Source organism: Corynebacterium sp. CCUG 65737 (genome assembly GCF_024454115.1).
Classification (GTDB): domain Bacteria; phylum Actinomycetota; class Actinomycetes; order Mycobacteriales; family Mycobacteriaceae; genus Corynebacterium; species Corynebacterium genitalium.
In genome coordinates this window covers 14,398-32,555 of record NZ_JAGPZB010000013.1, presented here as the reverse complement: position 1 = coordinate 32,555, position 18,158 = coordinate 14,398, and the positions used below count along the sequence as shown (strand labels likewise).

The window sequence follows — 18,158 nt, the reverse complement described above, 5'->3', positions numbered from 1 at the left end:
CTGAAGGTATGGCAAAAGCACAGGACAACGCGAAAAAGAAGAAGAAGACCGAGACCTTCAAATCCTTCCGAAACGATGCGGCAGATTTCACCGAGGAGGCGATCGGTGGCCTGGTTGCTGCACACCCGGACGCCGAGTGGCACAGCGAAGGGTTCATCGGCCGCAAACGCACACAGGAAGAGAGCAATCAGCGCGGCAAGGTCGGCGTGATTTCCGGTGGCGGTTCCGGCCACGAGCCGATGCACGCCGGTTTCATTGGGGAGGGCATGCTGGACGCGGCCTGCCCAGGTCTGGTGTTCACCTCCCCGAACGCCGTCCAGGTCATCGCCGCCACCGAGTGGGCTGACCGCGGCAAGGGCGTGGTCCATGTGGTGAAGAACTACACGGGCGATGTCATGAACTTCACCGTGGCGGCGAACACCGTCGAGGGGGAAGTTGGCCAGATCATCGTGGCGGACGATGTCGCCACTGAAATCGACAACGATGACTCCCCCGGCCGGCGCGGTACCGGCGCGACCATCATCGTGGAGAAGATTGCCGGAGCTTCTGCTGCCCGCGGTGATGAGTTGAAAGATGTGGTCAAGTGGGGGCAGAAGGCCGCCGACCAGTCCCGCAGCATGGCCGTGGCGTTTCAGGCAGGCCACTTGCCCACCAGCGACCGCCAAACCTTCGACCTTGAGGAGAAGGAGATCGAGATCGGTGTGGGCATCCACGGCGAGCCTGGTGTTGAGCGCCGCAAGCAAAAACCGGGTGTGAAGAGGCCGACGGCAGCCAACCTTGTTGAGGAACTGCTCGACGGGATCATCACTTCCCTCAACAAGGCCGATGTCACGGTCAAGGAGAACACCGATGTTGTTCTTCTGGTCAACGGGCTGGGCGGCACGAGCGAGCTGGAGCTCGACCTCGTTTTCGGCGAGGCGTGCAAGCAGCTCGAGGAAAAGGGCATCAAGGTCAAGCGCGGCTACCGCGGCTCATTGGTGACTTCTCTGAACATGGCCGGTGTCTCGCTGACGTTGACGAAGGTCAACCGAGAAATGCTGGAGCTGCTCGATGCCGAGACATCTGCCCCTGCCTGGCCCGCCGCTGCCGTCAACCCGAAGTTCGCCCTTGCTGCGATGGAGGATGATTTTGAACAGCCGGTCAACGGCAAGAAGAACAAGTGGCTCAGCGCGTTTGTCGACCGCCTCTCTGGCGCTTTCGACGACCTCACCGAGCTCGACCGCATTGCCGGCGACGGCGACTTCGGCCAGAACATGGAAGCCGCTTTCGGCGACATCACGACCCCGCTGAAGTGCTCCGACGAGCAAGCGCTCGAGTTCTTCGCCCACCGCATGCTCGTGCGTGCCGGCGGCACCTCAGGCGCGGTCCTGGGCACGTTCTTCCGCGAAATGAGCGACGCCTTCGCTGAAACCGGCGTGGACTCGCGCGACGCGGGCGCGGGAGCCTTTGCGAAGACGCTGGCGACGGGCCTGAACAACGGTGTCGAGGCGATCACGGAGCTCGGCGGCGCCAAGGAGGGAGACAACACGCTTATCGACGCTTTGGCTCCCGCCGCCAAGGCCGCCTCCGACATCACCAGCGCCGAATCCATCGATGAGGTTCTGGAGCGCGTTTTCGAGCCGGCAGTCAAGGGCGCGAAGTCGACCCGCGGCATGGCAGCGAAGAAGGGACGCGCCTCTTACCTGGGCGAATCCGCCTCCGATGTGCCCGACCCCGGCGCGATTGCCGTTACGTGGCTGTTCGGCGAAGCAGCTGTGGACGAGTTCTAAAACCCCTCACTTAAACTTGTGGGAGACCAACTGAATCACCCCGGAAACTAAAGGAGAACCGTGGACTACATCACCCGCCACATCGGCCCGACTGATGAAGAACGCGCGCAGATGCTCGACCGCGTTGGCTACGGCTCAATCGCCGAGCTTGTCGACGCTGCAACACCCCCCGGAATCCTGCTCAAGCAGCCACTGAACTTGCCTGAGCCGCTGAGCGAGAAGGAGGCGCAGAACCGCCTTCGCGAACTAGCTGGCAAGAACACGGTGTTGCGCGCCTTCCACGGCCAGGGGTATTCCTCCACGGTCACCCCACCAGTGATTCGCCGCGGTGTGGTGGAAGATGCAGGTTGGTACACCGCCTACACCCCCTACCAGCCGGAGATCTCCCAGGGCCGTCTAGAGGCGCTGCTGAACTTCCAAACAATGGTGCAGGACCTTACGGGCCTGCCGATGGCTAACGCATCTCTCCTGTGCGAAGCTTCTGCCGTTGCTGAAGCCATCGGCCTGATGTCGCGCGCCGTGAAGAAGGGCCGCCGCGTCATCCTGGACTCCCGTCTCCACCCGCAGGTGATCGCCGTCGGTGCTGAGCGCGCCCGCGCCCTGGACCTCGAGGTTGAGGTCACCGCTTTGGATTCCAACTTGGTCGGAGAAGACTTCGTCGGAGTTGTCATCGCCTACCCGGGCACAGAGGGCGACATCACCGACCCTCGGCCGGTTATCGAGGCGATCCACTCCCGCGGCGGCCTGGCCACCGTGGTTGCCGATCCGCTGGCGCTGCTGCTGGTCGAGTCCCCGGGCGAGATGGGCGCAGACATCGCGGTGGGTACCACCCAGCGCTTCGGTGTTCCGCTGTTCTACGGCGGCCCGCACGCCGCCTACATGGCTGTCACCGACAAGCTCAAGCGCCAGATGCCGGGCCGCCTGGTCGGCGTCTCGGTCGACGCTGAGGGCTTCCCCGCCTACCGCCTGTCGCTGCAGACCCGTGAGCAGCACATCCGCCGCGAGAAGGCGACCTCTAACATCTGCACCGCCCAGGCGCTGCTGGCGGTCACCGCGTCCATGTACGCCGTGTACCACGGGCCGGAGGGCCTGCGCGAGATTGCGCAGCAGGTGCATGAGTGGGCGGGGCGGTTTGCTGCGTCGATAAGCAATGCGGGCCTGGAGCTCGCGCACGAGAACTTCTTCGACACTGTCGCGGTGAAGGTGCCCGGCCGTGCGCAAGGCATTGTCGATGCGCTGGCTGAGAACGGTTATCTTGTTCGCGCGATCGACGCCGACACGGTGGGCGTGAGCTTTGGTGAGGACACCGACGAGGCCGACCTGGTCGGTCTGCTCGGAGGCTTCGGCATTATTGACCAGCCGGCAGCAGGTGCCGAGAACCACCTGCCGGAAGCACTGCTGCGCACCAGTGACGTGCTCACGCACGAGGTATTCAACACGCACCACTCCGAGACGATGATGATGCGCTACATCCGCAAACTCGGCGACAAGGATCTGGCGCTCGACCGCACTATGATCCCGCTGGGTTCGTGCACGATGAAGCTCAACCCGACTGCCGGGCTTGAGGCGATTACGTGGCCGGGCTTTGCCAACGTGCACCCGTTCACGCCGGACAAGTACACCGAAGGCTGGCGCGAGCTGATCGACGAGCTCAACGGCTGGCTTGTGGAAATCACCGGTTACGATGCCGTGTCCGTCCAGCCGAACTCCGGCGCGACCGGTGAGCTGGCCGGCCTGCTAGCGATGCGCCGCTACCACGTGGCCAACGGCGACACCGAGCGCGACATCTGCCTCATCCCGGCATCCGCACATGGCACGAACGCTGCTTCGGCAACGCTGGCGAATCTGCGCGTGGTCGTCGTGGCGACCGCCGATGACGGTTCCATCGACATTGAAGACCTGGATAAGAAGCTCGAGCAGTACGGCGAGCACGTCGCGGCGATCATGATCACCTACCCGTCCACGCACGGTGTGTACGAGGACACCGTGTCTGAGGTGGCTGAGAAGGTCCACGCGGTCGGCGGCCAGGTCTACATCGATGGCGCGAACATGAACGCCCTGACCGGCTTGGCCCGCCCCGGTGACTTTGGCGGTGACTGCTCGCACCTGAACCTGCACAAGACCTTCACCATCCCGCACGGTGGCGGTGGCCCGGGTGTCGGCCCGATCGGTGTGGGTAAGCACCTGGCTCCGTTCCTGCCGTCTGATCCGCAGGTCAGCGGTTCTGAGGCCGCGCAGGAGGCTCCTGAGGACGCCGGCGTGCCTATCGCGTCGACCACGTACGGTTCTGCGGGCGTGCTCCCGATCTCGTGGGCGTACATCGCCATGTCCGGTGCAGAGGGCCTCGCGTCTGCGACCCGCAACGCGATCCTCAACGCCAACTACGTAGCGCACGAGCTCAACGACTCTTTCCCGGTGCTGTACACCGGCAACAACGGATTGGTCGGGCACGAGTGCATCGTGGATCTCCGCCCGCTGACCGACCGGTGCGGCGTGACCGCTGCCGACGTGGCCAAGCGCCTCGTCGACTACGGCTTCCACGCCCCCACTTTGGCGTTCCCAGTGGCAGGCACATTGATGATCGAGCCCACCGAATCCGAGGATCTCGCCGAGCTGGACCGGTTCATCACAGCGATGCGTTCCATCCGCGCGGAGATCCAGGACATCATCGACGGACACGTCGCCTACGAGGCCTCTGTCGTCCACAACGCACCGTTCACCGCCCGCAGCGTTGTCGTCGGTGATTGGGATTACCAGTTCAGCCGCCAAGAGGCCGCTTACCCGGTCGACTCGCTGTTGACCAACAAGTACTTCCCGCCGGTGCGCCGCATCGACGAGGCCTACGGCGACCGCAACCTCGTGTGCGCCTGCCCGCCGCCGGAGGCTTTCGATATTGCCGCAAGCGACGTCGATGAAGAGCGCGACCCGACTGTCACCGAAGAGAACAGGATCTAAGTCATGCCCCAAACACCACTGCACTCTGCCCACGAGGCGTTGAACGCCACCTTCACCGACTTCGGTGGCTGGACCATGCCTCTGAAATATGGCAGCGAGCTCGAGGAACACCGCGCTGTGCGCAACAACGTGGGCATCTTCGACCTGTCGCACATGGGCGAGATCGACGTGAAAGGCCCCGACGCCGGTGCGTACCTCGACTACATTCTGATCAGTTCCCTTTCCGCCCTCAAAGTGGGCAAGGCAAAGTACTCGATGATCGTGAATGACGATGGCGGCATCATCGACGACCTGATCACGTACAAGTTCGCGGACGATCACTTCATGGTCGTGCCCAACGCCGGCAACACCGGCGCAGTCTGGGCGGCGTTCGAGGCCCGCGTCGGCGACTTCGACGTGGAGATCCGCAACGATTCCGAAGCGGTCGCCCTGGTCGCAGTCCAGGGTCCGCGTGCGCTCGAGGTGCTCGAGCCGCTTATCGACGGCACCCCCGGCGACCTCGCCTACTACTCGGGCGAGTGGATGCGCCTGAAGTCCGAGGACTCGCCTGTTGAGGTCTTCGTCGCCCGCACCGGCTACACAGGCGAAGACGGCTTTGAGCTGTTCTGCATGCGCGAGGACGCGCAGAAGGTATGGGACGCGGTCGTCGACAAAGGCACCCCGTGCGGCCTCGCCGCCCGCGACTCCCTGCGCCTCGAGGCCTCCATGCCCCTCTACGGCCACGAACTGACCGCAGACATCACCCCGGTGGAAGCTGGGATGGGACGGGCGTTTGCGAAGAAAGAGGCGGACTTCGTGGGCAAGCAGGCGCTGACCGGCCGCGAGCCGACCGTCGTCATCGCGGGGTTGACCTCGGAGGAACGTCGCGCAGCCCGCGAAGGCGCTACTGTTTTCCTCGCGGACGGCTCGGACACCCAGATTGGCACCGTTACTTCGGGCCAGCCCTCCCCCACGCTGGGTCACCCCGTTGCTTTGGCGCACATTGACCCAAATCACGCCGAGCCAGGCACTAAGGTTGAGGTGGACATCCGGGGTAAGCGCTACGCCTACACGGTCAGCGAAACCCCCTTCTACTCCCGAAAGGACAAGTAACCATGGCCGACATCACGCTGCCCCAGGAATTCTCTTACTCCGAGGACCACGAGTGGGTCAACGCTGCCGTTGACGCCATTCAGGGCCAGACTGTGCGCATCGGCATCACCTCCGTGGCTACCGAGCGCCTCGGGGAGATCGTTTTCGCAGAGCTGCCTGCTGTCGGTGACACCGTCACCGCCGGTGAGACCTGCGGTGAGGTTGAGTCCACCAAGTCGGTCTCGGATCTGTACTCCCCCGTCACCGGCACCGTCACGGCCGTGAACGAGTCCATCGAGGACAACTACGAGGCCATCAACAACGACCCGTTCGGCGAGGGGTGGCTCTTCGAGGTCAAGGTTTCCGCCGCCGGCCCGCTCATGACCGCCGACGAGTACGCTTCCGCCAACGGCGTCTAATTCGCCGGTGTCGGGAGCTTCATACATTTTTAGTATCGCCTTCTGATCCATCTCCGCGACGTTTCCCCAGGTGAGATCACGCCGAAAAGGCTGAAGGGCGATACTAAAAAGGTAGCGCTACCATGAACCCATGACTGCTCCCCGCGATCCGTTCTTCCCCGCCGACAAGTCGATCCGCGCTGATAATTCTCCTCTTGACGTGCGAAATCTCGGCCTTGTGGACTATGAAGAAACGTGGCACATGCAGGCGGACCTCGCTACCCAGCGCGCGAACGACGAGATCGGCGATACCCTGCTGGTTCTGCAGCACCCCAATACCTATACCGCCGGCAAGCGCACCCAGCCGGAAGACCTCCCCGACAACGGCCTGCCCGTGGTGAAGGTCGACCGTGGCGGGCGCATCACCTGGCATGGTGAGGGCCAGCTGGTGATCTATCCCATCATCAAGCTCGCCGATCCTGTGGACGTGGTCGACTTCGTACGCCGCATCGAAGAAGCGATGATCTTCGCTGTGCGCGAGTTCGGCGTTGCCGATGCTGGCCGGATCGAGGGCCGCTCCGGTGTCTGGGTCCCGGCCGACCCGTCCACGTTCCGCCGCGACCGCAAAGTCGCTCAGCTGGGCATCCGCGTCACGCGCGGTGTGACTATGCACGGCTTGGCAGTGAACTGCAACAACACGCTCGAGTACTTCGGACACATCATCGCCTGCGGCATCAACGACGCGGATGTGACCACCTTGTCGCTCGAGACCGGCCGCGACATCACCCCCGATGCCATCACGCCCACGCTTGTCGACGCTCTCTCCCGCGCCCTTTCCGGCGAACTCCACGTCTCCGACCACACGATTGGTGCGGCACCGACCCCGTAGTAGGGCAATCGCGTCGTAGATATTCGACACGCTAGTAAGGCAGCACTAACCTGGACGGTGTGACTGTGGCAGAAGAAGGACGCAAGCTAAGGCGCGTCGAAAAGCGAAACGCTCAAACCCCCATCGAGTCGAAGCCGCGGTGGATCCGCAATGCGGTGAAGACGGGTCCGGAGTACGAGGACATGCGCCGCAAGGTGTCCGGTGCGTCGCTGCACACCGTGTGCCAGGAGGCCGGTTGCCCCAACATTCACGAGTGCTGGGAATCGCGCGAGGCCACCTTCCTCATCGGCGGTGCGAACTGTTCCCGCCGTTGCGATTTCTGCATGATCAATTCCGCGAAACCGGAACCGCTTGACCCTGAAGAACCCTTGCGCGTCGCCGAGTCTGTGCGCGAGATGGAGCTGAACTACTCCACCATCACCGGCGTGACCCGTGATGACCTGGATGACGAGGGTGCTTGGCTCTACGCCGAGGTCGTGCGCAAGATTCACGAGCTCAACCCGCACACCGGCGTGGAGAACCTTACCCCCGACTTCTCTGGTAAGCCCGACCTGCTGCAGCAGGTGTTCGAGGCTGAACCGGAGGTCTTCGCGCACAACCTGGAGACAGTGCCGCGCATCTTCAAGCGCATCCGCCCGGCGTTCCGCTACGACCGGTCCTTGGAGGTCATTCAGGCGGCACGCGACTACGGGCTGATCACCAAGTCGAACCTCATCCTGGGTATGGGCGAGACCCGCGAAGAGGTGCTCGAGGCGCTACAGGACATGCAGGAAGCCGGCACCGACATCATCACGATTACCCAATACCTCCGCCCCGGCCCGCAGTTCCACCCGATTGAGCGGTGGGTGAAGCCGGAGGAGTTCATTGAGTACCGCGACGCCGCATACGAGATGGGCTTCGCTGCGGTCATGTCCGGCCCGCTGGTTCGCTCCTCCTACCGTGCTGGCAAGCTCTACGTCGAGGCGATGAAGTTCCACGGCCGTGAACTGCCGGAGAACCTCAAGCACCTCGCACAGACCTCTCAGGGTGCGACCGACCAAGAAGCTTCTACCCTGCTGAACAAGTACGGCCCGTCCCAGGAGACGCCGGTGGTCTCTGCTGGCCGCCCGTCTGTCTCGCTGGGCTTGCCAGGCCTGTCTATGCCGTCGGCTTAGCGGCTACATCAGGGGCCGGGATCTCATTCAGGTCGTCCCGCCCCCTTCCCTGCCGGATGGAATACTGCTCGGACACATAGGCGGAACTGCATGCTTTTGACCTGGGTTTATAGATGAGCAGTATTCCAGAAAACAGCGAGTAGTATTCTAGAGCTGAGAAGCACTCGAAAAGCTAAGGCCTCCCGGATGTGATCCGGGAGGCCTTGCTCGTCTAAGCGACTAGCTACGTAGAGTTAGTTCTCTTTCGCCGTGGTCGGGATGTTGGACCCAACCGTCCACGCCTCCGGGTTGTCGCGGGAGGCGTCGGTGCCGCCGTCCTTGAAGATCGGACGGTCGAGCACGACGGACGGGACTGCGAAAGCGTCCACGAGAACCTCAGACCAGGGGCCAAGCGAGTCGACCAGGTCGTTGATGGCGGCGCGGGCTGCCTTGACGCGGCCGGAGGAGATGACGTTTTGCTCCTGGTACCAGCCAGCGTTGCGGATGATGGTGTCGAAGACGAACAGGTGGCGGACCTGCTCGAATACGGCGCGCTCGGTGGAGCCGACCGGCAGGGAACGCTCTGCTTCGATCATGGCCTGGACCATCAGGTTCTCGATGTACGCCCATGCGGCGTTGAGCATGTGGTCCTGGGCTTTGTCGATGGCCCTTGCACCCTCGGCGCGCGACAGCTTGCGTGCGCCCTGGATGCGGCGGATCAGGGAACGCATCACCAGCTGCTCGCGCAGCTGGATCACCTTGAGCTGGTAGTCAGCGTCGAAAAGCGATGCTTCTTCGCTGGCGAACGTGTCCACCACGGACTGGACGGTGGCACCCAGGCCTGCGCGGGAGCGGAAGATATCCGTAACGTTGGTGGCGGCGTACTTCACAATGTCCATGGCAGACGGGTTAGCCATCTCACTGGTGTACGCGGTGAGCAGGTTCTTGCCGGCCAGCTGCAGCAGAACGGTGTTATCGCCCTCGAACGTGTTGTACACATCGGTGTCCGCGCGGAAGGTGGTCAGCAGGTTCTCGGACATGAAGCCGGCACCACCGCACGCCTCGCGGCACTCCTGGATGGTATCGGTGGCGTGCTCGGTCGCGACGGCCTTGAACGCTGCAGCCAGGGTCTCCATCTCGCGGGATGCCAGGGCCTGCGCCTTGGTCGGGTCGGTCACGGACCACTCGCCGGATGCCTGACGTGCGGTCTGATCCGCGTAACGCTGGGTCAGCTGATTCTGCAGCAGCTGGATAGCGTAGGTGCGGGCCAGCGGGATGATCAGACGGCGGCGGTGCGCACGGTAGTCGATCAGCTTGTCTTCACGGCCGGCGTCACCGTAGTCGAACTGGCGGCGCTGGTGCGCGTACTTCGTGGCAATGGCCAGTGCGGACTTGGTCGCGCCTGCGCCGGCAGCACCGACGGCAATACGGCCGCGGATTAGGGTGCCCAGCATGGTGAAAAAGCGGCGGTTCTTCGACTCGATCGGGGAGGTGTAGTTACCGGCCTCGTCGACATCGCCGAACTGGTTCAGCAGCGCTTCGCGCGGGATGCGGACGTTGTCGAAGGTCAGGGTGCCGTTGTCAACACCGAGCAGGCCGCCCTTGTGGCCGTGGTCGCCGATCTTGACGCCCTCGACCGGGGAGCCGTCATCCTCGCGAATGCGCACAACGAAGCAGTGCACACCGTGGGACTCTTCCTCGCCCGGGGTGTAGAGCTGGGCGAAGACTGCGGACCAGCGGCCATCGCGGGCGGTGTTGCCGATGTAAACCTTGGTCGCCGACGGAGACGGAGAGTGGATGATGAACTCCTGCGTCTCCGGGTCATAGGTCGCGGTGGTCTCCAGGTCCTGGACGTTGGAGCCGTGGCCACGCTCGGTCATGCCGTAGGAGCCGAGCATGGACAGGTCCATGGCGCCTTGCGCGTACTCGCGGTGACGCTCGGTGCCCAGGACGTCGACTGCGCCGCCCCACAGACCGAACTGCACACCGGACTTAATCGCCAGGGAGCCGTTGAACTGACCCAGCAGGTCCAGGCCCAGGATGCCCACGTGGGCCTCGCCGGAGCCGCCGTTAGCTTCGGAGAAAGCGGTCTGCATCATGCCGGAGCCAGCCACCATCTTGACCTTTTCCAGCAGGGCGGCGCGGATGTCCTCGACGGAACCCTCGATCATCGGGAGGGCTTCTTCCCGGTTGAGCTGCTCGCGGATGTCGTCCTTGCGCTCGCCCCATGCGCCGTCAAGCAGATCCTTCAGCTTCCCCGCGACAGCTGCATCGGGGGTCTCTGGCAGCGTCTGCGGTTGGCGGGATTCCGGCTTGGCCTTGCGGCCTTCCTTTTCCTCAACAGAGGTCATGGTTGTGTTCCTTTACGGAGAGTGGTGAATAGGTGAAGCTTTGGCGCTTTAGCGCTCAATGATCGCGACGATGCCCTGGCCGCCTGCTGCACAGACGGAAACTAGGGTGCGGCCGCCACCGTTTTGCTCCAGCACCTTGGCAGCCGCAGCGAGGATGCGTGCGCCGGTCGCGGCGAACGGGTGGCCGGCTGCCAGAGAGGAGCCCTTGACGTTGAGCTTGGAACGGTCGATGGAGCCCAGCGGAGCGTCCAGGCCGAGGCGCTCGCGACAGTAGGTCTCGTCTTCCCATGCCTTGAGGGTGGCCAGCACCTGGGATGCGAAAGCCTCGTGGATCTCGTAGTAGTCGAAGTCCTGCAGGGTCAGGCCGTTGCGCTCGAGCATGCGCGGGACAGCGTAGGTCGGAGCCATGAGCAGGCCGTCCTTGCCGGAGACGAAGTCAACGGCTGCCAGCTCGGAATCGACGATGTACGCCTGGACCGGCAGGTTGTTCTCCTTTGCCCATTCCTCGGAGGAGAGGAGGACAGCCGCTGCACCGTCAGTAAGCGGGGTGGAGTTACCCGCGGTCATCGTTGCGGTGCCGCCGTGCTGCTCCGCGTCCTTCTTGCCGAAGACCGGCTTGAGCTTCGAAAGCTTTTCGACGGAGGAGTCCGGGCGCAGGTTAGTGTCGCGCTGCACGCCGAGGAACGGGGTCATCAGGTCGTTGAAGAAGCCCTCGTCGTAAGCCTTGGCCAGGTTCTGGTGGGAGGTGGCTGCCAGCTCATCCTGGGCCTCGCGGGAGATTTCCATCTCGCGGGCGGTGATGGCGGCGTGCTCACCCATGGACAGGCCGGTGCGCGGCTCGCCGTTCTGCGGCTGCTCCGGAGCCAGCTGGCTCGGGCGGATGGAACCGACGAGCTTGAGCTGATCAGCGGTGGACTTGGCGTTGGACAGACGGATCAGCGTCTTACGCAGCGTGTCGTTCACAGCCAGCGGGGCGTCCGACGTGGTGTCGGCGCCGCAGGCGATACCGTTCTCGATGCGGCCCAGAGCAATTGCGTCAGCGACCTGGATCGCGGAGGTCAGCGAGGTGCCGCAGGCGTGCTGCAGGTCGAAGGCCGGAGTGGTGGATGCCAGCTCAGATCCGATCACCGATTCGCGCACGAGGTTGAAGTCGCGTGCGTGCTTGAGCACAGCACCACCGACGACGAGACCCATCTCCTGGTCCTGCAGACCGTAACGCGCCACTAGGCCGTTGAGGGCCGAGGTGAGCATGTCCTGATTGGATGCGTTGGCGTATTCCTTGTTGGACCGAGCGAACGGGATGCGGTTACCGCCGAGGATGGCTACCTTGCGAGGTTCATTCATGCTTATTCCTGCACTTCCGTGAAAAGCGTTGAGAAACCCAGGATCTTCCTGCGATTTTCTCCGGACTTTTGTTTGGCACTTTACAAAGTCATTCCTTTGTAAGGTTCGTCACCATAGTGATCTTATAATAGTATCCGACACAGAGCCACCGATTTCGCACGGTTGCCCTTGCCTCAGTACGTGCCTATATGAAGGAGAAAATAGTGGCATCCCAAGGCCTCCTCGAACAGTTCATCAACTCCCCTCTCGCTGCCAAGGCTGGTGTCCCCCAGGGTTACCCGCTGCGTCGTTACAAGCAGGGTGAGCCCCTGCTCCACGGTCCGGTCGTCGTTGGCGGTGAGGGCCGTCTGACTCCAGCTCTGGCCGAGCTTCTCGATGGCCCTTACAAGCTGTTGAAGGCCGAAGCAGACACCAAGCGTGCTGGCATCGTGTTCGATGCCACCGGCCTGACCAAGCCGGAGGAGCTCGAGGCCCTGCACAAGTTCTTCCACCCGCAGCTGAAGAAGGTGCTGGACAACGCCCGCATCATCGTCATCGGCACCACCCCGGAGCTGGTCGACGGCGCAGATGAGCGCATTGCACAGCGCTCGCTGGAAGGTTTCACCCGCTCCCTGGCAAAGGAGATGCGCAAGGGCGGCACCGTCCAGCTGGTGTACGTGGACCCCTCCATCGACGGCGGCCAGATCTCCAAGGTGGAGTCCACCCTCCGCTTCCTGCTGTCCGGCAAGTCCGCGTTTGTCGACGGCCAGGTCATCCGCGTCACCCCGGCCGATGTTGATCAGCCGGAAGACTGGGAGAAGCCGCTGGCTGGCCGCCTCGCCGTGGTCACCGGTGCCGCCCGCGGCATCGGCGCCGTTATCGCAGAGACCCTGGCCCGTGACGGTGCCAAGGTGATCTGCGTGGACATTCCGCAGGCTGGTGAAGGCCTGGCCAAGACCGCCAACAAGGTCAAGGGCACCGCTTTGCCGCTCGACGTGACGGACCCGAAGGCTGCGGAAGAGATTGCTAAGCACGCTCAGGAGCGTTACGGCCGCAAGATCGACACCATCGTTCACAACGCTGGCGTTACCCGCGACAAGCTGCTGGTCAACATGGATGACAGCCGCTGGAACATGGTCCAGAACATCAACCTGGTCGCACCGGTGCGCATCACCGAGGCTCTGCTCGAGGCTGATGCATTCGCTGACAAGCCGGCCATCGTCGGTGTCTCCTCCACCTCTGGTATCGCCGGTAACCGCGGCCAAACTAACTACGGCACCACCAAGGCTGGCGTGGTCGGCTTCGTCGATGCGCTTGCCGACAAGATCGCTGAGAAGGGCGGCTCCATCAACGCTGTGGCTCCGGGCTTCATCGAGACTGAGATGACCGACGCGATCCCGTTCACGACTCGTGAGGTGGCTCGCCGACTGAACACCCTGAGCCAGGGCGGTAAGCCACTCGACGTTGCTGAGACTGTTGCGTACTTCTCCGCTCCGTCGTCGACCTCCGTCAACGGCAACACCGTCCGCGTCTGCGGCCAAAACCTGGTTGGAGCTTAAAAACATGACCACTGCAGTAGGTAAAGGTCCGGAGAAGGACCCCAAGGACGACGCACAGCAGCAGACTGAGGCAAAGGCTGCCGAGGTCAAGGCGGAGGCAAAGCAGGCCGCCGCCAAGGCAGAAGACAAGGCCGAAGAGGTCAAGAACACCGTGGCCGACAAAGTCGAAGACGTGCAGGAGAAGGTCTCCGCCAAGGCAGAAGAAGTCAAGGCCGACGCAGAGGCCAAGGCGGAGGAGGTCAAGCCAGAGGCGGACGCTAACGCTGGCGCTGAGACCCACAACGAGCGCATCGCGTCCGGCAAGACCCGCGACTTCCAGACGCTCAAGGCCGTGCCGGATCTGAAGGCAATCAACCGCAAGATCTTTGTGGGCGCTCTGCCCGTCGTGGGCGAGACCCGCTCCGCGAAGGGTGATCCGACGTCGGCAATCCAGGTCGACGGAGTGGAGATCGACAAGAACAACCTCGCCGCGTACACCTCCGCGACTGGGCTGCGCTTGGGCAATGAGATCCCGCCGACGTACTTCTTCGTGCTGGCGTTCCCGATGATCATGGACCTGATGTCCCGCCCGGACTTCCCGGTTCCGGCAATCGGTGCGGTGCACGTGTCCAATGTGATTGAGCAGTCCCGCACCCTCACGGTCGATGAGACCTACAACATCCGCTGCTACGGCCAGAACCTGCGCCCGCACCGCCGCGGCCTGATCGTGGACATGATCACCGAGGTCACCCCTGAGGGTGAGAACGATGTCGTATGGCGTCAGACCTCGAGCTTCCTGGCAATGGGTGCCAAGTTCGCCAAAGACGCCGAGCTGGCTGTGACTACCCGCGGCGAGGACACCGGCAAGGTTCTGCCGAAGCCGGAGCTGCCAGAGTTCAAGCCGAATGCCCGTTGGCGCTGGAACCGCGACAACGTCAACGCGTACGTGGATGCTTCCAACGACCACAACCCGATCCACACGTCCAACGTGGGTGCGAAGCTGTTCGGCTTCCCGGCGGTCATCGCGCACGGCATGTACTCTGCTGCCGCGGTCCTCGCTCCGCTCGAGGGCAAGCTGCCAGGCGCGCTGCGATACTCCGTCGAGTTCGTCAAGCCTGTTGTCATTCCGGCCTCGGTGGCACTGTGGGCCATCGAGCAGGGTGACGGCTCTTACGAGCTGCAGCTGCGCGGTTCCTCCAAGCCGGAGAAGCTGCACCTGAACGCAGAGATCAAGGCGCTCTAGCCCAAGCCCGCTTATCGACGACAACCCGCAGCCCCACTCCCCCTTTGTGGCGGCCGCGGGTTTGTCGTTGTCCCGGATGGGGCGGGGTAGGAACGTGGCGGGTGGGGGACGTCGATAAGCATGCGGATTGATAGGCTTGTCCCCATGGCCAAAGACAAGCAAGCAGCCGCAGCGAAGACCGCGAAGAAAGAGCAACGCACCGCGAAGCGCTCCCAGCGCAAGCAGACGCGTTCGCAGGTGTGGCAGGCGTTCAACATGCAGCGCAAGCGGGATAAGAAGCTCATCCCGTACATGCTGCTGGCGATCCTCGGTGTCGGGTTGGCGTTCTTCCTGCTGGGCATGCTGACCGGCGGAAAGTGGTTCCTGCTGGTGCTCGGCCTCTTGTTCGGTTTCGTGCTGGCCATGTTCATCTTCACCCGCCGTCTTGAAGGCTCCATGTACGAAGAGATCGGCGATACGCCGGGCGCTGCCGGTTGGACGCTGGACAACATGAAGAACACGATGGGCATCGTGTGGCTGACCAAGAAGGCTGTCGCCGCGACGCCGCAGATGGATGCCGTGCACCGCGTGGTGGGCAACCCCGGCGTGGTCTTGGTTGGTGAAGGCGACGAGAAGCGGCTGAAGCCGCTCATGGACAAAGAACGCAAGCGCGTGGACCGTCTCATCGGCGGTGTGCCCATCCACGAAGTTTTCGTCGGCAGCGGCGAGGGCCAGGTTGAGCCGAAGAAGCTGCAGCGCCACCTGTTGAAGTTGCCGAAGAACTACCAAAAGGACGAGGTCTACTCCATGAACGCCAAGCTGGAGGCGATGGATAACGTCCGTGGCGGGCAGCAGCAGGGCCTGCCGAAGGGCCCGATGCCGCGCCAGGCGCAGAACATGTCGGGCATGAACCGCAAAATGCGCCGTATGCAGCAGCGTCAAGGCAAATAAGCACCCTGTGCGCTCGCACTGCGGGCGCACCTAGTTCGCCATAAGATCCCTCGCGCTACATCGATTTCAACAGGAAGCTCGACGGCACTCCCCGCCCGATCAACGCTTAGCTTTCTAGCTCAAGATGACTGTCGTGCCAGTTGCGCGGTCGTGCAGGCCACGACCGTCAGCGTCGACGATCGCCGCGGGCAAGATGAACGCTGTAAGCAGCGAGCGCACGGCGGCGCGCCACAGTCCGACGGGGTTGCCTGGGTCGTCGACACGCGCAACGCCCATGCCCAACACCGCCATGCCTGGCGTCCGCGCGAACAGCCACCCGGTGACAATCCCCAGCACAATCCACAACAAGTAGGTGAGTGTAGCCACGTCGCCGAAACTGGACGAGAAAATATTGATGAACGCCGCGATGATCCAGCAGATCACCCAGTCAATGAGAACCCCGCCAGCGCGCCGCATGACCGACGCTTGCGCTCCGGCCCCCTGCTGCGGCAGACCCAGATTTTGCCCCGGCCATTGCCCGGGCGCGGTCCAGTCATCACCGGTGTTGAACTCGGGCCCGTCGCGCCGGTTTTTCTTGGGGTTCGCCATAGATGTCAAGGATAGAGGACATCTATTTTTCGGTACGATCGATGGGGTAACTGATCCGCAATCAAGGAGTTTTCCCCGTGGCCTTTGACAACATCCAGGACACAATGAAGTTCATCAAAGACGAAGAGGTGGAATTCGTTGATGTCCGCTTCACGGATGTTCCGGGCATCGAGCACCACTTCTCCATCCCCGCGTCCATGTTTGACGAGGATGCAGTAGAAGAAGGTCTCGCATTCGACGGTTCGAGCATCAAGGGCTTTACGACGATTGATGAGTCCGACATGATCCTCATGCCGGACCTGGCAACCGCGCAGATCGACCCCTTCCGCAAGGCAAAGACTCTGAACGTGAAGTTCTTCGTGAACGACCCGTTCACCCACGAGGCATTCTCCCGCGATCCGCGCAACGTGGCGCGCAAGGCCGAGGAGTACCTGGAATCCACCGGCATCGCCGATACCTGCTTCTTCGGAGCAGAGGCGGAGTTCTACCTCTTTGACAAGGTCCGCTACTCCACCGCGGCAAACAAGAGCTTCTACGAGGTCGACTCGATCGAGGGCTGGTGGAACCGCTCCCGTGAATCCGAGCACGACGGTTCGCAGAACCTGGGCCACAAGACCCCGATGAAGGGCGGCTACTTCCCGGTCCCTCCGGTCGACCAGACCATGGATATTCGCGACGCCATGACCCTCAACCTGGCCAACGCCGGGTTTGAGATCGAACGTTTCCACCACGAGGTGGGCACCGGCGGCCAGCAAGAGATCAATTACAAGTTCAACACGATGCTGCACGCTGCAGATGACCTGCAGACCTTCAAGTACATCATTAAGAACACAGCGCACCAGTGGGGCAAGACCGCGACGTTCATGCCCAAGCCGATCGCCGGCGACAACGGCTCCGGCATGCATGCCCACCAGTCCCTGTGGAAGGACGGGGAGCCGCTGTTTTACGACGAGTCCGGTTACGGCGGTCTGTCCGACATCGCCCGCTTCTACATCGGCGGCATCCTCCACCACGCTGGTGCTGTCCTGGCGTTCACCAACCCGACGCTGAACTCCTACCACCGCCTGGTTCCGGGTTTTGAGGCACCAATCAACCTTGTGTACTCCCAGCGGAACCGCTCCGCCGCGATCCGCATCCCGATCACCGGCTCCAACCCGAAGGCTAAGCGCATCGAGTTCCGCGCTCCGGACCCGTCGGGCAACCCGTACCTCGGTTTCGCAGCGATGATGCTCGCCGGTCTGGACGGTGTGAAGAACCGCATCGAGCCGCACGAGCCGGTGGACAAGGACCTCTACGAGCTGCCGCCGGAAGAGGCCAAGTCCATCCCGCAGGCCCCGACCTCTCTCGAGGCCTCCCTGGCCGCATTGGAGGAGGACCACGAATTCCTCACCGAAGGAGACGTGTTCACCGAGGACCTCATCGAGACCTACATCAAGCTCAAGTACGAGCTCGAGATCGAGCCGAACCGCCTGCGCCCGACTCCGCTGGAGTACGAGCTGTACTTCGACGTCTAGAACACTGTGCGCGGCATTCCTCACCTACACCACCCGCGGAATTGCGGCGGCGACGGCGGTTCACGCGGTGGGCAATACGTTCGGCTACGCGCCGGAAGCGTTCGGGGTGAGCGGAGCGGGTCTGACGACAGCGTCGACAAGCGATCTTGCGATATCTCTCCTGGCAACCGTGGCAGCAGCAGCTGTCGCGTATGCATTGGTCACGCGAAACACGTTGGCATTGACCTCGTAGACCGCGACTGGCTCACTCCTCACGAGCCCGGTCTGTGGGTTAGGCTTCGTTGTCGAGCTTTCCTGAACTGTCCGAAAGGGCCCGCACTATGAGTACCCCCTACAACCCGTTTTCAGCTCAGCCCCCGCATGCGTCCCAAGGCGGTTACCCGCAATACACAAACCAGCCGCAGTACACCCCGCAACCCCAGCCACAGTACACCCCTGCCGCCCAGCCAAGCGCTG

At 63.0% G+C, this 18,158-nt stretch carries 13 protein-coding genes; 10 read left to right on the top strand and 3 right to left on the bottom strand.

Translation table 11 applies throughout. The annotated features are described in order from the left end of the window. Nucleotides 1–8: 8 nt before the first annotated feature. The 6 genes from KBX17_RS09745 (at nucleotide 9) to lipA (ending at nucleotide 8,236) form a co-directional block, all read left to right on the top strand. Nucleotides 9–1,769 carry a dihydroxyacetone kinase family protein gene (locus tag KBX17_RS09745; RefSeq protein ID WP_256019618.1) on the top strand — a complete coding sequence of 587 codons (1,761 nt, stop codon included), beginning with the start codon at nucleotides 9–11 and terminating at the stop codon, nucleotides 1,767–1,769. Nucleotides 1,770–1,829: 60 nt separating this feature from the next. Further along, on the top strand, nucleotides 1,830–4,724 hold the full coding sequence (gene gcvP / locus KBX17_RS09740) for an aminomethyl-transferring glycine dehydrogenase (protein ID WP_256019616.1): 2,895 nt from the start codon (nucleotides 1,830–1,832) through the stop codon (nucleotides 4,722–4,724). 3 nt (nucleotides 4,725–4,727) lie between these two features. Continuing rightward, the gene (gene gcvT, locus KBX17_RS09735; protein WP_256019613.1) at nucleotides 4,728–5,816 is read left to right on the top strand and encodes a glycine cleavage system aminomethyltransferase GcvT; all 1,089 of its coding nucleotides are present in this window, start codon (nucleotides 4,728–4,730) and stop codon (nucleotides 5,814–5,816) included. Nucleotides 5,817–5,818: 2 nt separating this feature from the next. Next, complete coding sequence (gene gcvH, locus KBX17_RS09730) at nucleotides 5,819–6,214, top strand: glycine cleavage system protein GcvH (protein WP_256019612.1); 396 nt, start codon at nucleotides 5,819–5,821, stop codon at nucleotides 6,212–6,214. Between the two features lie 130 nt (nucleotides 6,215–6,344). After that, nucleotides 6,345–7,082, top strand: a complete 738-nt coding sequence (gene lipB, locus KBX17_RS09725) for a lipoyl(octanoyl) transferase LipB (RefSeq protein WP_256019610.1) — start codon at nucleotides 6,345–6,347, stop codon at nucleotides 7,080–7,082. 59 nt (nucleotides 7,083–7,141) lie between these two features. Beyond that, nucleotides 7,142–8,236 (top strand): lipoyl synthase, encoded by a 1,095-nt coding sequence (gene lipA / locus KBX17_RS09720; RefSeq protein ID WP_255994774.1) that lies wholly within the window; start codon nucleotides 7,142–7,144, stop codon nucleotides 8,234–8,236. A gap of 233 nt (nucleotides 8,237–8,469) precedes the next feature. On the opposite strand, the gene KBX17_RS09715 is transcribed toward lipA, so the two are convergent. Then, entirely contained in the window at nucleotides 8,470–10,566 is a 2,097-nt protein-coding gene (locus tag KBX17_RS09715) for an acyl-CoA dehydrogenase family protein (RefSeq protein WP_256019609.1), read from the bottom strand. Nucleotides 10,567–10,614: 48 nt separating this feature from the next. After that, on the bottom strand, nucleotides 10,615–11,910 hold the full coding sequence (locus KBX17_RS09710; protein WP_305086264.1) for an acetyl-CoA C-acetyltransferase: 1,296 nt from the start codon (nucleotides 11,908–11,910) through the stop codon (nucleotides 10,615–10,617). A 203-nt stretch (nucleotides 11,911–12,113) separates the two neighbouring features. Between KBX17_RS09710 and KBX17_RS09705 the strand changes: the two genes are divergently transcribed. From KBX17_RS09705 to KBX17_RS09695, 3 genes are all read left to right on the top strand, one after another. Next, complete coding sequence (locus KBX17_RS09705; RefSeq protein ID WP_370687602.1) at nucleotides 12,114–13,448, top strand: 3-oxoacyl-ACP reductase; 1,335 nt, start codon at nucleotides 12,114–12,116, stop codon at nucleotides 13,446–13,448. Between the two features lie 4 nt (nucleotides 13,449–13,452). Further along, entirely contained in the window at nucleotides 13,453–14,670 is a 1,218-nt protein-coding gene (locus tag KBX17_RS09700) for a MaoC/PaaZ C-terminal domain-containing protein (RefSeq protein WP_256019605.1), read from the top strand. A 144-nt stretch (nucleotides 14,671–14,814) separates the two neighbouring features. Next, entirely contained in the window at nucleotides 14,815–15,600 is a 786-nt protein-coding gene (locus tag KBX17_RS09695) for a DUF4191 domain-containing protein (RefSeq protein WP_256019604.1), read from the top strand. Between the two features lie 114 nt (nucleotides 15,601–15,714). On the opposite strand, the gene KBX17_RS09690 is transcribed toward KBX17_RS09695, so the two are convergent. Then, nucleotides 15,715–16,188 carry an RDD family protein gene (locus KBX17_RS09690; RefSeq protein WP_256019601.1) on the bottom strand — a complete coding sequence of 158 codons (474 nt, stop codon included), beginning with the start codon at nucleotides 16,186–16,188 and terminating at the stop codon, nucleotides 15,715–15,717. 104 nt (nucleotides 16,189–16,292) lie between these two features. Between KBX17_RS09690 and glnA the strand changes: the two genes are divergently transcribed. Next, entirely contained in the window at nucleotides 16,293–17,702 is a 1,410-nt protein-coding gene (gene glnA, locus KBX17_RS09685; protein ID WP_256019623.1) for a type I glutamate--ammonia ligase, read from the top strand. Nucleotides 17,703–18,158: the final 456 nt, after the last annotated feature.

Coding starts and splice junctions, on each gene's coding strand:
- KBX17_RS09700 (WP_256019605.1), top strand. CDS start 13,453: ATGACCACTGCAGTAGGTAAAGGTCCGGAGAAGGACCCCAAGGACGAC.
- KBX17_RS09695 (WP_256019604.1), top strand. CDS start 14,815: ATGGCCAAAGACAAGCAAGCAGCCGCAGCGAAGACCGCGAAGAAAGAG.
- glnA (WP_256019623.1), top strand. CDS start 16,293: ATGAAGTTCATCAAAGACGAAGAGGTGGAATTCGTTGATGTCCGCTTC.
- KBX17_RS09710 (WP_305086264.1), bottom strand. CDS start 11,910: ATGAATGAACCTCGCAAGGTAGCCATCCTCGGCGGTAACCGCATCCCG.
- KBX17_RS09745 (WP_256019618.1), top strand. CDS start 9: ATGGCAAAAGCACAGGACAACGCGAAAAAGAAGAAGAAGACCGAGACC.
- KBX17_RS09715 (WP_256019609.1), bottom strand. CDS start 10,566: ATGACCTCTGTTGAGGAAAAGGAAGGCCGCAAGGCCAAGCCGGAATCC.
- gcvT (WP_256019613.1), top strand. CDS start 4,728: ATGCCCCAAACACCACTGCACTCTGCCCACGAGGCGTTGAACGCCACC.
- gcvH (WP_256019612.1), top strand. CDS start 5,819: ATGGCCGACATCACGCTGCCCCAGGAATTCTCTTACTCCGAGGACCAC.
- KBX17_RS09690 (WP_256019601.1), bottom strand. CDS start 16,188: ATGGCGAACCCCAAGAAAAACCGGCGCGACGGGCCCGAGTTCAACACC.
- lipB (WP_256019610.1), top strand. CDS start 6,345: ATGACTGCTCCCCGCGATCCGTTCTTCCCCGCCGACAAGTCGATCCGC.